A 15223-nucleotide genomic window follows, 5' to 3' on the forward strand; every position below is an offset into this window, starting at 1 on the left:
TTAATTTTATCTTTCGGTGGTAAGTTTTTTAAGCAGGGCAGTATTTGTATGACGGCAGATACCGGCGCGCTCTTCAGGGTAAACCTCTTACTTACGGACAGGATGGGTTATGACTCAGCACACACCTTTGTTTGAACAGCATCAGGCCTGCGGTGCCAGGCTGGTCGACTTCCATGGCTGGATGATGCCACTGCACTACGGCTCGCAGATTGAAGAACACCTGGCGGTACGTCATTCGGCAGGGATGTTTGATGTCTCTCATATGACGATTATTGACCTGAAAGGCCCCCGCAGCCGTGAATTTCTGCGTTATCTGCTGGCTAACGATGTGGCAAAGCTGACCCGCCCCGGCAAAGCCCTGTACAGCGCAATGCTGACCGCCTCCGCGGGCGTGATGGACGACCTGATTGTCTATTACCTGGCCGGTGACCATTTCCGGCTGGTGGTTAACTCGGCGACCCGCGAAAAAGATCTGGCCTGGATCTCCCGGCATGCAGCCCCTTTTGCGGTCAGTGTACAGGCGCGGCCTGATCTGGCGCTGATTGCCGTGCAGGGGCCGCAGGCACAGCAAAAAGTCCGCAGCCTGCTTACCGACAGCCAGCGCAGCGATACCCGGCAAATGGCTGCTTTTTCTGCTGTACAAAGCGGTGATCTGTTTATCGCCACCACCGGTTACACGGGGGAACCGGGTTACGAAATTGCGTTGCCTGCTGAGCAGGCGGCCGGGTTATGGCAGCAATTACTCAGTGCCGGGGTAAAACCGGCAGGGCTGGGGGCCCGTGATACCCTGCGGCTGGAAGCCGGTATGAACCTCTATGGTCAGGAGATGGACGAAAGCATCTCACCTCTGGCAGCCAATATGGGCTGGACCATTGCCTGGCAGCCGGAAGAACGTCAGTTTATCGGCCGTGAAGCACTGCAGGATCAGCGTCAGCACGGCACAGAAAAACTGGTCGGACTGATACTGAAACAGAAAGGCATATTACGCCCGGCGCAGCCGGTATTGTTTACCGACAGTCAGGGGGTGCACCGGCAGGGGATCATTACCAGCGGTTCATTTTCACCGACCCTCGGTTGCAGTATTGCCCTCGCGCGGGTACCCGCATCCATCGGCCATCAGGCGGTGGTGCAAATCCGTCAGCGTGAAGTTCCGGTGATAGTCACTCAGCCGGTGTTTGTCCGTGCCGGTCAGCCGCTGAACTAACATTATTTTCAGGAGAGCATTTTTATGAGCAATATCCCGGCAGAACTAAAATACCGTGCCAGCCACGAATGGCTGCGTTATGCAGACGATGGCAGTGTAACCGTGGGCATCACCGAACACGCCCAGCAATTACTCGGTGATATGGTATTTGTTGACCTGCCAGCAACGGGCGCGCAACTCACCTGCGGGCAGGAGTGTGCGGTTGCTGAATCCGTAAAAGCCGCCTCTGATATTTATGCCCCGCTGGATGGCGAAGTGATTGCCGTTAACCAGGCGCTGGCAGAACACCCGGAGCTGGTGAACAGCGATCCTTACGGGGAAGGCTGGTTATTTAAGCTCACCCCGTCCGGCGGAGAGCAAGGCCTGCTGGATGCGGCCGCCTATCAGGCTTCGGTTGACGAGTAATCGCGGCCATCCCAGGCCCCTGCGCCGCTAAGCGGCGCTGTCCGACGCGGCAGGGCACTCTGTCCTGCCGTTATCTTTCCCGCCAGATTCAGGATGCACAGCATATGACACGGATCTTAAGCCAGCTGGAAAACCACAATGAATTTATCGCCCGCCATATCGGCCCCGATCGCCGGCAACAGCAACAGATGTTGCAGGTGATCGGCGCTGAATCGTTACCGGCGCTGATCGCAGATATTATCCCGCAGGCCATTCGTCTGCCGGAACTGCCCGCCACAGGCCAGGCGGTAACAGAGCAGCAGGCGCTGGCGGAACTGAAAGAGATTGCCGGACAGAACAAAATTTTTAAATCCTGGATTGGTATGGGCTATAGCGCGGTCATCACCCCGCCGGTGATCCAGCGTAATTTACTGGAAAACCCCGGCTGGTACACGGCCTACACGCCTTATCAGCCCGAGGTATCTCAGGGGCGGCTGGAAGCGCTGCTTAACTTCCAGCAACTGACCCTTGACCTGACGGGGATGGAGATTGCCTCGGCCTCGTTACTGGATGAAGCCACCGCCGCTGCCGAAGCGATGGCGATGGCAAAACGGGTCAGTAAACTGAAAACCGCCGGTAAATTTTTTGTCGCTGAAGATGTCCACCCGCAAACCCTTGATGTGCTGCGCACCCGGGCCGGTACTCTCGGTATTGAACTGATTATTGATCTGCCGGAACGTGCCGTCGAACATCCGCAGATCTTCGGGGTATTGCTCCAGTATTGCGGCACCCGCGGTCAGCTGCATGATCACCGTGCGCTGATTGCACAGCTGAAACAGCGCGACGTTATTGTCAGTGTTGCTGCCGAATTTATGGCGCTGGTATTGCTGGCCTCTCCGGGCAGCCAGGGGGCAGACATTGTGTTTGGATCTTCCCAGCGTTTCGGCGTGCCGATGGGGTACGGCGGCCCCTCTGCGGCTTTCTTTGCCTGCCGTGAGGCCTTTAAACGGGCGATGCCCGGCCGGATCATCGGCGTCTCGCGTGATGCCAGCGGTAACACGGCTTTACGTATGGCGATGCAGACCCGTGAGCAGCATATCCGCCGCGAGAAAGCCAACTCGAATATCTGTACATCGCAGGTATTGCTGGCCAATATTGCCGGGATGTATGCCGTATACCACGGGCCGCAGGGGCTGAAACGGATCGCCGGACGTATCCACCGGCTGACGGATATCCTGGCGGCGGCCCTGCAACAGCGCGGGCTGACACTTTGCCATCATCAGTGGTTTGATACCCTGATGGTCGAAGTCAGCGATAAAGCGGCGGTACTGAAACGCGCGGCACAGCAACAGGTGAATCTGCGCACCGATCTTCACCGGGCGGTGGGGATCACCCTCGATGAAACCACAACCCGCGATGATCTGCTGACCTTACTGGCAATCCTTGATGGCGGGCCGGCACAGGCTGATATTGAGGCGCTTGACCGTCAGGTTGCCACTGACAGCCAGTCACTGCCACCGGCGCTGTGCCGTAGCGGGACTATTCTCAGCCATCCGGTCTTTAACCGTTATCACAGCGAAACAGAGATGCTGCGCTACCTGCACCGGCTGGAAAAAAAAGACCTTGCCCTTAACCAGGCGATGATTCCGCTTGGCTCCTGTACCATGAAACTGACCGCCACGGCAGAAATGCTGCCGGTCAGCTGGCCGGAATTTACTGCGCTGCACCCGTTCTGCCCCCTGTCACAGGCCGCAGGGTATCAGCAGATGATAGCAATGCTTTCGCGCTGGCTGGTACAGCTGACCGGCTATGATGCTCTGTGTATGCAGCCGAATTCCGGGGCCCAGGGAGAATATGCCGGTTTGCTGGCAATTCGTCGTTACCATGAAAGCCGTCATCAGTCACAGCGCCATATTTGCCTGATCCCTGCATCGGCCCACGGCACCAACCCGGCGTCGGCGCAGATGGCAGGTATGTCGGTGCAGGTGGTGGCCTGTGATCCAAGGGGCAATATTGACCTGCAGGATCTGCGGCACAAAGCGGCGCAGGCGGGGGATCAGCTGTCCTGCATTATGGCGACCTATCCTTCAACCCATGGGGTGTATGAAGCGACGATCAGTGAAGTCTGCCGGGTGGTGCATCAGCACGGCGGGCAGGTCTACCTGGACGGAGCGAATATGAATGCTCAGGTCGGCCTGACGTCACCCGGCATTATCGGGGCGGATGTATCGCACCTCAATCTGCACAAAACGTTCTGTATTCCCCACGGTGGCGGCGGGCCGGGGATGGGGCCTGTCGGGGTAAAAGCCCATCTGGCACCCTTTGTGCCGGGCCACAGTGTAGTGCAGGCCGAAGGGGTATTAACCCGCCAGGGGGCTGTAGCGGCAGCACCTTTTGGCAGTGCGTCTATTCTGCCGGTCAGCTGGATGTATATCCGCATGATGGGGGCCGCAGGGCTGCGGCAGGCCAGTGAAATCGCGATCCTGAATGCCAACTATATTGCCGCCCGGCTGGCAGCGGCTTATCCTGTGCTGTACTCGGGGGAACAGGGGTATGTGGCCCATGAATGTATCCTCGATATCCGGCCACTCAAAGAACAGACCGGTATCAGCGAAATGGATATTGCCAAACGACTGATCGACTATGGATTTCATGCGCCAACCATGTCATTTCCGGTCACCGGTACCCTGATGGTGGAACCGACAGAGTCAGAAAGCCTGACGGAACTGGACCGTTTTATTGACGCCATGCTGGCTATCCGCGCTGAAATTGAGCGTGTGGCTGCCGGAGAATGGCCGGCAGATGATAACCCGCTGGTCAATGCGCCCCATACTCAGCAGGAAATCACCGGTGACTGGCAGCACTGTTACTCACGCAGCCTGGCGGTATTCCCTGCCGGCAGCGCAGACAAATACTGGCCTGCCGTAAAACGCCCGGATGATGTTTACGGTGACCGCCATCTGTTCTGTGCCTGTCCTGCCCTCAGTGATTATCAGTAATCGCCGCTGACAGGTGACGCGCCCTGCACCGGTACGGGCAGGGCTGCGGTGACTGACTCAGGCTGACCAGCATAGACGAACCTGTAACCCGTCAGGTAACAATATGCACTTATTAACTACTCCGCGGCTGACCGGCCGCCGGTTAACCGGCCGGGACTGGCCTTTTTTCTGCAACTGCATCAGCACCCGCAGGTGATGGCGTTTATTGCCGATCCTCTCACCGAACAGCAGATTCTGACCAGGTTCCGGCAGCGCCTGAAACCATGGAACACCGACAGCAGACACTGGCTGTGCCTGCTGCTGACCGAACGCACCAGCGCTCAGCCCGTCGGTCTGACGGGATTTTGTCTCAGGGAGCCGGGCATCGCCGAAGCGGGCTTTATGTTCAGCCCTGAGGCTCAGGGAAAAGGTTATGCCAGTGAATCACTGAATGCCCTGACGGCTGAGTATTTTAATCGCGGTTACGGTCACCGGATATTCACCCGTGTCAGCGCAGAAAATCATGCCTGTATACGTCTGATGCAGCGCTGTGGTTTTCAGCAGGAAGGCCGGTTAAGACAATGTTTTTTTCTGCACCGGCAGTGGCAGGATGATCTGCTGTTTTCGCGGCTGGCCAGTGATCCGGTCAGTGGCAGATAAAGGCACTGACAACGGCCTGCTGCGCCGGAGGCCCGGCGGCTAAACCGGCACAGAATCACCGGGTTACCTGAAAATAAATCAGTTACAGGCATTCACAAATTAATTTCAGCTTACACCTGTACACTGAAATTGATTATGGTTAGGCTGGAGGAGGTTTATCAGTAATCCGCTATCAGAAGATCAGGAAGTACACGATGACAAAACACCGTTTTTTCCCCAAAGGATATTCCGTTGGCGAAGAAATCGCTAACAGCCTTAGCCACGGACTGGGTTGCCTGTTCGGGGTCGCCGGGCTGCTATTATTGCTGAGCCGGGCCATAACATCCCATGCGGATGCCATCACCATCACCAGTTACAGCCTGTACGGTGGCAGTATGATCCTGCTGTTTCTGGCATCGACCCTCTACCATGCCATTCCGTCGCCAAAGGCCAAACCCTGGCTGAAAAAATTTGACCACTGTGCCATTTATCTGCTGATTGCCGGCACCTATACGCCGTTTCTGCTGGTCGGCCTGAAATCACCGCTGGCATACGGCCTGATGGTAGTTATCTGGCTACTGGCGCTGGCAGGGATTATCTTTAAATTATTTTTTGCCCACCGTTTTAAAATATTATCGCTGATCACCTACCTGCTGATGGGCTGGCTATCGCTGGTGGTGGTCTATCAGCTGGCGACACGTCTGTCGGCGGCCAGTGTCTGGTTACTGGCGGCTGGCGGTATCGTGTATTCTCTGGGGGTGATTTTTTACGTTTCGCGGCGAATTCCTTACAACCATGCCATCTGGCACGGGTTTGTACTCGGTGGTGCCATTTGCCACTTCTGTGCTATTTACCTCTACGTTCGTTAAAATCCCCGGCAGCAGTGCGGCTGCCGGGCGGTATTTAATCTTCGTCGGTCAGCGAATAAGGCAACGGCCGGGGTGTCAGTTCCGCCCCTTCATCGCCTGCGGGGCGTAATATCGCCCCGTCATCCAGATCATTATTCAGTACTGCCTGTACCGACAACTGGCCATCATTCCGTTTTACTGCCGCCAGGACGGTTCCGGTACGGCGCCATTTATCCCCCAGTTGTAATTCCAGCGCAGCCCCGGGCTGAGGTACCGATTCGCCGTTACCCAGCAGCCAGTAAAGGGCCCGTTTATTAGCACCACGGTATTTTGCCCGCGCCACCATTTCCTGACCGGTGTAACAGCCTTTCTTAAAACTGATCGCCTGCAGGGCCTGTAAATTGGTGGCCTGAGGGATAAATTCACCGCTGACCGCACTGTCGATCAGCGGTTGTCCGGCTTCGATATCCAGTGCCAGCCACTGCTGGCTGTCGGCGGTCTGCGCCTGGCTCAGGGCCTGGCGCAGGGCTGTGGTCTGCGGTTCGCCGGCAATCACCAGAAAACGTTCCGCAGGCTGGCCTTGCCACAGCAGCAGGGTATCGCCTGCCACCCGGCGCGGATTATCCGCGTCCGGCAACTCAGGGAAACAGGCGGCCAGCGCTTGACGTGCGCCGTTACCGGCCACCCCGGTCAGCTGACGACTGTCATCGGCAGCCAGGCTGACTTTGGAAAATACCGCATATTTTTTCAGTTCGGTCAGCTGATGCTCGCGAACCTCGCGGCGCAGCAGATAGGCATAGCCCTGTAAATCATGGAACAGGCGCAGGCTGCTCCACATTTTGCCTTTGGCATCACAGTGGGCAGCCAGCCGGTGGTCATTCTCTGCCAGCGCGGCCACATCCAGGGTGAGCTGCCCCTGTAAGTAACTGGTGCTGTCCGGTCCCTGAGCGGTGACCAGCGCCCAGTCATCCAGAGCGATAACGGTCAGAGGCAGGGCATGTGCCGCTGCCGGAGAAGAAGAAGTATGTGCGGGCATAAGGCATCCTGTGGCTGAAAGTGCCGTACCGGCCCGGCAAACCGCCTTGCCGGGTACGACAGAAAAACACTTCCGGCATTATTCACCAAAGCTGCGCTGCTGAAAAGAGCCGGACCGGGCAGGCAGAGCCTTTCCCCGACTTCTGTTCCGCGGCGGGCTGCGGGGAGCGGGGAACGGGTTTACATCCCGGGCCTGTGGATATTACGCCCGGCCGCGCATTTTTTTATCTGTCCGCGTCGGCCTGGTCGCCAGCCTGTCATTATCCGGGGTAAACTGGCGGTCTTCCCCTCAACAGTACAGGATGAGCTATGTCGGATCACACCACCCCGGGCATTGATGATAAATCGCGCATTCAGTGGGCATGCAGACGCGGTATGCTGGAACTGGATATGGCGATTATGCCGTTTTTCAAATATGAATATGACAGCCTGAGTGACCAGGATAAACAGTGTTTTATTCATCTGCTGGGTGCCGATGATCCGGACTTATTTAACTGGATGATGCAGCACGGTGAACCCGCCGATCCGCAGCTGAAGCGGATGGTTAATCTGATCCGTGAACGTAATGCACTACGCGGCCCGGTGGCACGCTGAGCTGACAGCCTCACGGCTGGCCCTGCGGATACAGACAGTATTGCAGGGGCTGGTCTTACTGGCGCTGCTCTGTTCCCCGTGGCCGCTGCCGTGGCTGCCGGTTAAATTACTGGCAGGCTGGCTGGTGTGGCGGGAAGGAAAACAGGCAAGACGGCGGCTGGCAGAACGCCACGGCCGGTTAGAGGTCGATGAGCAGGGTATCTGGTACTGGCAACATCAGCAATGGCGGACGCGGGGGAACCCCGGCTGGCTGCCTTGTGGCGTATTATTATGTCTGGAGAACAGCCGCCGGCAGCGGCTGAGATTCTGGCTGATGCAGGATGCGATGCCTGCCGGTGATTGGCGGGGGTTACGGATGCACTGGTTTTATTGCCGCCGCTTCCCCGTCGCATAACAGGCTGTTCAGAATAACGCCGCCATCTGGCTGAGGATTTGCTCACACCAGCGCTCAATTCGCTGGTCGGTCAGTTCAAACTGGTTAACATCATCCAGCGCCAGTCCGGCAAAATGCCTGCCGTCCGGCAGAACCGCTTTCTGGCTGATAAACCCGAAACCGTCCGTCGGCCAGTAACCGATAAAGCGCACCCCCATCGGTTGCAGTAAATCGTGCAGCATACCCAGAGCATCAAGGAACCATTCGCTGTAACCAATCTGGTCCCCCATCCCGTACAAAGCGACAATTTTACCGCGCAGCTGTAAATCCGGCAGCAGGGGCCACACCGCTTCCCAGTCTTCCTGTAATTCACCGAAATCCCAGGTCGGAATGCCCATAATCAGCACGTCATATTGCAGGGTAGCTTCTATCGGCCCGTCTTTGACATTATGTAATGTCACCAAATCCGCACCGATAAAATCACGGATTTTTTCCGCAACAATCTCCGTATAGCAGGTACTGGAACCGTAGAATAATCCGATTTTCATGCTGTCAGTGGCTCTGTTGATCGAAAATTTTGCCGTATGGTAGCAGAAAGCAGGCAGCGGGGATATTACGCCACGGCGCAGGGTCACCGGGAGATTCCCTTAGAAATCACCCGCCGATTTCGGCATAATAGTCCGTCGGGTAACCCCCGGCAGATCAGGTTTACCACAGGCGAAAAAACGGAGGCAAGGTGCAGGATAAACAGCCGGCTGATGAAAATACCAGCATTGTTGAACTGTTTCTCGACACTGTCTGGATAGAGCGTAACCTCGCACAGAATACCCTGTCGTCATACCGTCAGGACCTGCAACAGCTTACGGACTGGCTGGCGGCACATCAGTTATCTCTGCGGCAGGTGACTGCCGAACAGTTACAGGGTTTTCTTGCCGAACGCCTTGCCGGTGGTTGTAAAGCAAGCAGTTCGGCAAGGCAGCTCAGTGCCATGCGGCGGTTATTCCAGTACCTGTACCGAGAAAAGCAACGCAGTGATGACCCTGCGGCGTTATTATCGTCGCCGAAACTGCCGCAGCGGCTGCCGAAAGATCTCAGTGAATCGCAGATTGAACGTCTGCTGCAGGCACCCTGTACTGACATCCCCCTCGAACTGCGTGATAAAGCGATGCTGGAATTACTCTACGCCACCGGGCTGCGGGTCTCGGAGCTGGTGGGCTTATCCCTTAGCGATATCAGCCTGCGGCAGGGGGTGGTGCGGGTACTGGGCAAAGGGGACAAAGAGCGGCTGGTGCCGCTCGGTGAAGAAGCGGTTTACTGGCTGGAGCAGTACCTGGAATATGGCCGCCCGTGGCTGACCAATGGCCAGTCGCTGGACGTGATGTTCCCGAGTAACCGTGCCAGACAAATGACCCGTCAGACCTTCTGGCACCGGATAAAACACTATGCGCTGCTGGCCGGGATCGACAGTGAAAAGTTATCCCCCCATGTATTGCGGCATGCGTTTGCCACTCATTTACTGAATCACGGCGCAGATTTACGGGTTGTACAGATGCTGCTTGGGCACAGTGACCTGTCGACAACCCAGATTTATACCCATGTAGCCAACGAGCGGCTGCGACAGTTACATCAACAGCATCATCCCCGGGCCTGACCCGGCGGGTGAAAAGGACAGTATTTCCATGAAAAAAACACTTTTAGCAGTAACTCTGCTGTGGTCGGCACTTTCCGGTCTGGCACAGGCCGATGACTCAGCGATTCAGAACACCCTGCAACGGCTGGGCGTTAAAGTGACCGATATACAGCCGTCAACCCTGCCGGGCATGAAAACGGTCCTCACCGACAGCGGCGTATTTTATATCAGTGACGACGGTAAACAGATGATCCAGGGGCCGCTGTACGATATCAGCGGTCAGCACCCGGTGAATGTGACTTTCCGTCAGCTGGGCCAGAAAATGGAACAGATGGTCCCGCAGATGATTATCTATAAAGCGGCGAAACAGCAGCACGTGGTGACGGTATTTACCGATATTACCTGCGGCTATTGCCATAAACTGCACCAGCAAATGGCCGATTACAATGCCCTGGGGATCACCGTACGTTACCTGGCCTTCCCGCGTGAAGGAATGGGCGGTGAGGTCGCCAAAGCCATGACTTCCGTATGGTGTGCCGCCGACCGCAACAAAGCCTTTGATGCGGCGATGAACGGCAGCGCCCCGGCACCGGCCAGCTGTAATATTGACCTCAGCCGCCAGTATCAGCTCGGCCTGATGTACGGTATCCAGGGGACACCGGCGATACTGACCGAAAACGGCACCCTGATCCCCGGCTATCAGGGACCTCAGGAACTGAAACAGTATCTCGACAGCCAGTCAGCAGGGAAGTAACTTTTGGCCGGAAAACATGTGGCTCAACTGCGTCGTCGCCAGCCGGCCGATGAAACGCAACTGCCGGCCGAAATGCCGGCACTATTACGCCGTTTATATGCCCTGCGCGGGGTAAACTCGGCCAGCGAACTGGATCGCAGTGCCGCGGGGTTACTGCCCTGGCAGGGCCTGACGGGGATAGAAACGGCAGCCGCGTTACTGCACCAGGCCATATCCGAGCGGCAGCGGATTATTGTGGTCGGTGACTTTGATGCAGACGGGGCCACCAGCACCGCTCTGTCGCTGCTGGCGTTACGCAGCCTCGGGGCAGAAAACCTTGATTTTCTGATCCCTAACCGCTTTGAAGACGGTTATGGCCTGAGTCCGGAAGTGGTGGAACAGGCACGGGCCCGCGGCGCGGAATTGATCCTGACGGTGGATAACGGAATTTCCTCCCATGCGGGGGTGGTACTGGCCAGCCAGTACGGTATTCCGGTGGTGATTACCGATCATCACCTGCCGGGGGAAACCCTGCCGCCGGCGGCGGCTATCGTTAACCCTAACCTCAGAGACTGTGCTTTTTTGTCCCGTTCGCTGGCCGGGGTCGGGGTGGCGTTTTACCTGATGCTGGCCCTGCGGGCGCGGCTGCGTCAGCACGGCGGGTTCGGTGACCGGCCGGTGCCAAACCTCGCAGAGCTGCTCGACCTGGTGGCCCTCGGTACCGTGGCGGATGTGGTTCCCCTCGACGCCAATAACCGTATCCTTGTCTGGCAGGGGCTGCAACGGATCCGCGCCGGGAAATGCCGTCCGGGGATCCGTGCGTTACTGGAAGTGGCAAACCGGCAACCGGCCAGGCTGGTCGCCAGTGATCTTGGTTTTGCCCTCGGGCCGCGTTTAAATGCGGCCGGGCGGCTCGACGATATGTCTGTCGGGGTCTCCCTGCTGCTGTGCGACGACACCCAACAGGCGCGGATGCTGGCCAGTGAATTAGATGCCCTGAACCAGACCCGTAAACAGATAGAGCAGGGGATGCAGGCCGAAGCATTAAGCCTGTGTGATTCGCTGGAACAGGCTGATGAGCAACTGCCCGGCGGGCTGGCATTTTATCATCCTGGCTGGCATCAGGGCGTGGTCGGCATTGTCGCCTCGCGTCTGAAAGAGCGTTTCCACCGGCCGGTATTTGCTTTTGCCCCGGCCGGCGACGGAACCCTGAAAGGTTCCGGCCGTTCGGTCAGCGGGCTGCATCTGCGTGATGTACTGGAACGGCTGGACACGCTGCACCCGGGGATGATGCTGAAATTTGGCGGCCATGCCATGGCGGCGGGCCTGTCACTGAATGAAGACCAGTTTGAACACTTCCGCCAGGCATTTGCAGAGCTGGCCGGTGAATGGCTGGATGAGCAGCAGTTGCAGGGCGTGGTCTGGTCTGACGGTGAATTATCCGGCCATCAACTCAGCCTGCAGACGGCGGAAATACTGCGTGAAGCGGGGCCCTGGGGGCAGGCTTTCCCGGAACCGTTGTTTGACGGTCAATTCCGCATCCTCCGGCAACGGCTGGTGGGCGAACGTCACCTGAAACTGATGCTGGAACCGGTGGGCGGCGGCCCGTTACTGGATGGTATCGCCTTTAATATTGATACCGCCCTGTGGCCGGACAACAGCGTACAACAGGCCGAAATTGCCTATAAGCTGGATATTAACGAATTCCGCGGTCAGCGTAATCTGCAGCTGTTAATTGAACATCTGTGGCCGGTGGCCTGATTAGCGGCAATGTTCTGTGCAACAATAGCACTGTTGCTACTGTGCAGGGGATACCCGAAACATCACCTTTACGGTACACTGTGGGGCCTTAACTGAGCCAGTTACCGACCAACTAAAAGAAATATTAAGCCATGTTTGAGATTAATCCGGTAAGAAACCGTATCCAGGACCTCTCTGAGCGCAGTAATGTGCTTCGGGGGTATCTTTGACTACGATGCTAAAAATGAGCGTCTCGAAGAAGTTAATGCTGAACTAGAGCAGTCCGATGTCTGGAACGAACCTGAACGCGCTCAGGCGCTGGGTAAAGAGCGTTCCTCACTGGAAGCCATAGTCAATACCCTGAACCAGCTGGCACAGGGGCTGGAAGATGTCAGCGGCCTGCTGGACCTGGCAGTGGAAGCGGACGACGAAGAGACCTTCAACGAAGCGGTTGCTGAACTGGACGATCTGGACAAAAAGCTGGCCGAACTGGAATTCCGCCGTATGTTCTCCGGCGAGCACGACAGCGCTGACTGTTATATCGATCTGCAGGCCGGTTCCGGCGGCACTGAAGCCCAGGACTGGGCCAGTATGCTGCTGCGGATGTACCTGCGCTGGGCCGAAGATAAAGGCTTTAAAACTGAAGTGATCGAAGAGTCGGATGGCGATGTGGCTGGCATCAAATCGGCCACCATCCGTATCTCCGGCGAATATGCGTTCGGCTGGCTGCGTACCGAAACCGGGGTGCACCGTCTGGTGCGTAAAAGCCCGTTTGACTCCGGCGGTCGCCGTCATACCTCTTTCAGCTCGGCGTTTGTCTATCCGGAAGTGTCTGACGATATTGATATCGACATTAACCCGGCCGACCTGCGGATTGACGTTTACCGCGCCTCCGGGGCCGGTGGTCAGCACGTTAACCGTACCGAGTCTGCGGTGCGTATTACCCATATTCCGACCAATACTGTCACTCAGTGTCAGAATGACCGCTCCCAGCATAAAAACAAAGACCAGGCAATGAAGCAGATGAAGGCCAAGTTATACGAGCTGGAAATGCAGAAAAAGAATGCCGAAAAACAGGCGCTGGAAGATAACAAATCCGATATCGGTTGGGGCAGCCAGATCCGTTCTTATGTACTGGATGATTCGCGGATTAAAGATCTGCGTACCGGCGTGGAAACACGCAATACCCAGGCAGTACTGGATGGCGACCTGGACCGGTTTATTGAAGCAAGTTTAAAAGCAGGTTTATAAGGAAACCCCATGTCTGAACAACAACCACAGCAAACGGATGCCAGTCAGGATCTCAATAACGAACTGAAAAGTCGTCGTGAGAAACTGGCAGCCCTGCGCCAGAACGGCGTGGCATTTCCGAATGATTTCCGTCGTGATTCACTGTCTGACCAGCTGCACCAGCAGTTTGATGATAAGGACAGCGAACAGCTGGAAAGCACCGGAATCGAAGTCAGCGTGGCCGGCAGAATGATGACCCGCCGTATCATGGGGAAAGCTTCCTTTGTCACCCTGCAGGATACCGGCGGACGTATCCAGTTATATGTATCGCGTGATGACCTGGCGGAAGGTTACTACAACGAGCAGTTTAAAAAGTGGGACCTCGGGGATATCCTCGGGGCGCGCGGTAAACTGTTTAAAACCAAAACCGGCGAACTGTCGATCCACTGTACAGAACTGCGTCTGCTGACCAAAGCATTACGCCCGTTGCCGGACAAATTCCACGGCCTGGCGGACCAGGAAACCCGTTACCGTCAGCGCTATCTGGATCTGATTGCTAACCAGCAGTCGCGGGACACCTTCCGGGTACGTTCAAAAATCATGGCCGCGATCCGCCAGTTTATGGTGGAGCGTCAGTTTATGGAAGTGGAAACCCCGATGATGCAGGTGATCCCCGGTGGCGCATCTGCGCGTCCGTTTATTACCCATCATAATGCGCTGGACATTGATATGTACCTGCGTATTGCCCCGGAACTGTACCTGAAACGGCTGGTGGTGGGCGGTTTTGATCGGGTTTTCGAAATTAACCGTAACTTCCGTAACGAAGGTATTTCGCCGCGCCATAACCCTGAGTTCACCATGATGGAACTCTATATGGCCTATGCGGACTACAACGATTTGATCGAACTGACCGAAAGCCTGTTCCGTACCCTGGCAGAGAAAGTACTCGGCCATACCAAAGTCACCTACGGTGATCAGGTGTTTGATTTTGGTCAGCCGTTTGCCCGCATGACCATGCGTGAAGCGATTAAAAAGTACCGTCCGGAGACCGAACTCAGCGATCTGGATGACTTTGATAAAGCGGTGGCAATTGCCGGCTCACTGGGGATTAAGGTTGAGAAAAGCTGGGGGCTGGGCCGTGTGGTGACGGAAATTTTCGAAGAAACCGCCGAAAGCCAGTTGATTCAGCCAGCTTTTATTACCGAGTATCCGGCCGAGGTTTCGCCGCTGGCACGCCGTAATGACCAGAACCCGGAAATCACTGACCGTTTTGAGTTCTTTATCGGCGGACGGGAAATCGGTAACGGCTTCTCAGAGCTGAATGACGCGGAAGACCAGGCGGAACGTTTCCGGCAACAGGTTAATGCCAAAGACGCCGGTGATGACGAAGCCATGTTCTATGATGAAGACTATGTGACCGCCCTGGAACATGGTCTGCCGCCAACCGCCGGACTGGGTATCGGTATTGACCGGATGGTAATGCTGTTTACCGACAGCCACACCATCCGTGATGTGATCCTGTTCCCGGCCCTGCGCCCGGAAAGCAAATAATTCCGCGTCAGCGGACAGTCATCTTGTCAGCTTTTAACGCCCGGCCAGTGCCGGGCGTTTTTACAGCGGCACCAGACTGCTCCCTTCACCGTCACTGGCAGGACTGCACTTTGCCGCCCGGCCCCGGTTCACTCTCTGCCGTGCCTCATTACTGACAACTCCGCCTCACAACTGATTATTTCAGCAGCGTTAATCTATCCTTTACCTGAAGACTTCTTATTTTTCCGGTGCGGAAACGGCCGCGTTTAGGCTGCCCGAAACCACAGGCAGGCTTAATTGTCAGC

The 15223-nt window shown here is 56.5% G+C and carries 14 protein-coding genes; 12 read left to right on the plus strand and 2 right to left on the minus strand.

Translation table 11 applies throughout. From position 1 onward, the window contains the following. Nucleotides 1-109 precede the first annotated feature (109 nt). The 5 genes from gcvT (at nt 110) to JK216_RS14420 (ending at nt 6074) form a co-directional block, all read left to right on the plus strand. Nucleotides 110-1204 carry a glycine cleavage system aminomethyltransferase GcvT gene (gcvT, locus tag JK216_RS14400; RefSeq protein ID WP_212710757.1) on the plus strand — a complete coding sequence of 365 codons (1095 nt, stop codon included), beginning with the start codon at nt 110-112 and terminating at the stop codon, nt 1202-1204. A gap of 24 nt (nt 1205-1228) precedes the next feature. Then, nucleotides 1229-1609: a glycine cleavage system protein GcvH gene (gcvH, locus tag JK216_RS14405; RefSeq protein WP_212709141.1), complete on the plus strand. Its 381-nt coding sequence runs from the start codon at nt 1229-1231 to the stop codon at nt 1607-1609. 104 nt (nt 1610-1713) lie between these two features. Continuing rightward, complete coding sequence (gcvP, locus tag JK216_RS14410) at nt 1714-4587, plus strand: aminomethyl-transferring glycine dehydrogenase (RefSeq protein WP_212711144.1); 2874 nt, start codon at nt 1714-1716, stop codon at nt 4585-4587. A 174-nt stretch (nt 4588-4761) separates the two neighbouring features. Next, on the plus strand, nt 4762-5226 hold the full coding sequence (locus JK216_RS14415) for a GNAT family protein (RefSeq protein WP_283092847.1): 465 nt from the start codon (nt 4762-4764) through the stop codon (nt 5224-5226). A gap of 194 nt (nt 5227-5420) precedes the next feature. Beyond that, complete coding sequence (locus JK216_RS14420; protein WP_212710760.1) at nt 5421-6074, plus strand: hemolysin III family protein; 654 nt, start codon at nt 5421-5423, stop codon at nt 6072-6074. Between the two features lie 34 nt (nt 6075-6108). Here the strand turns inward: JK216_RS14420 and ygfZ are convergent, their stop codons facing one another. After that, entirely contained in the window at nt 6109-7089 is a 981-nt protein-coding gene (gene ygfZ, locus JK216_RS14425; RefSeq protein WP_212709137.1) for a tRNA-modifying protein YgfZ, read from the minus strand. Nucleotides 7090-7397: 308 nt separating this feature from the next. On the opposite strand from ygfZ, the gene sdhE reads away from it, so the two are divergent. Then, entirely contained in the window at nt 7398-7682 is a 285-nt protein-coding gene (gene sdhE / locus JK216_RS14430) for an FAD assembly factor SdhE (protein WP_212710762.1), read from the plus strand. Beyond that, complete coding sequence (locus tag JK216_RS14435) at nt 7654-8076, plus strand: protein YgfX (RefSeq protein WP_212711142.1); 423 nt, start codon at nt 7654-7656, stop codon at nt 8074-8076. The genes sdhE and JK216_RS14435 overlap by 29 nt, the downstream gene beginning before the upstream one ends. A gap of 8 nt (nt 8077-8084) precedes the next feature. Here JK216_RS14435 and fldB read toward each other — a convergent pair whose 3' ends face one another. Further along, on the minus strand, nt 8085-8603 hold the full coding sequence (gene fldB, locus JK216_RS14440; protein ID WP_212709134.1) for a flavodoxin FldB: 519 nt from the start codon (nt 8601-8603) through the stop codon (nt 8085-8087). Between the two features lie 188 nt (nt 8604-8791). Here fldB and xerD point away from each other — a divergent pair, with 188 nt between their 5' ends. The 5 genes from xerD to lysS all read left to right on the plus strand — a co-directional run bounded on the left by xerD (nt 8792) and on the right by lysS (nt 14939). Continuing rightward, on the plus strand, nt 8792-9706 hold the full coding sequence (xerD, locus tag JK216_RS14445) for a site-specific tyrosine recombinase XerD (protein WP_212711141.1): 915 nt from the start codon (nt 8792-8794) through the stop codon (nt 9704-9706). Nucleotides 9707-9734: 28 nt separating this feature from the next. Further along, complete coding sequence (dsbC, locus tag JK216_RS14450) at nt 9735-10439, plus strand: bifunctional protein-disulfide isomerase/oxidoreductase DsbC (RefSeq protein ID WP_212709132.1); 705 nt, start codon at nt 9735-9737, stop codon at nt 10437-10439. Nucleotides 10440-10457: 18 nt separating this feature from the next. Then, on the plus strand, nt 10458-12179 hold the full coding sequence (gene recJ, locus JK216_RS14455) for a single-stranded-DNA-specific exonuclease RecJ (protein WP_212711140.1): 1722 nt from the start codon (nt 10458-10460) through the stop codon (nt 12177-12179). A 131-nt stretch (nt 12180-12310) separates the two neighbouring features. Further along, nucleotides 12311-13409, plus strand: a protein-coding gene (gene prfB, locus JK216_RS14460; RefSeq protein ID WP_212709130.1) for a peptide chain release factor 2 whose coding sequence is annotated in 2 segments (ribosomal slippage) — nt 12311-12385 and nt 12387-13409 — 1098 coding nt in all. Because the reading frame shifts where the segments join, the coding sequence is not laid out codon by codon here. A 9-nt stretch (nt 13410-13418) separates the two neighbouring features. Next, a complete protein-coding gene (gene lysS, locus JK216_RS14465; RefSeq protein WP_212710767.1) occupies nt 13419-14939 on the plus strand; it encodes a lysine--tRNA ligase in 1521 nt (506 codons plus the stop codon). Nucleotides 14940-15223 lie beyond the last annotated feature (284 nt).

It is taken from the genome of Tatumella sp. JGM94, assembly GCF_018257595.1.
Lineage (GTDB): Bacteria > Pseudomonadota > Gammaproteobacteria > Enterobacterales > Enterobacteriaceae > Tatumella > Tatumella punctata.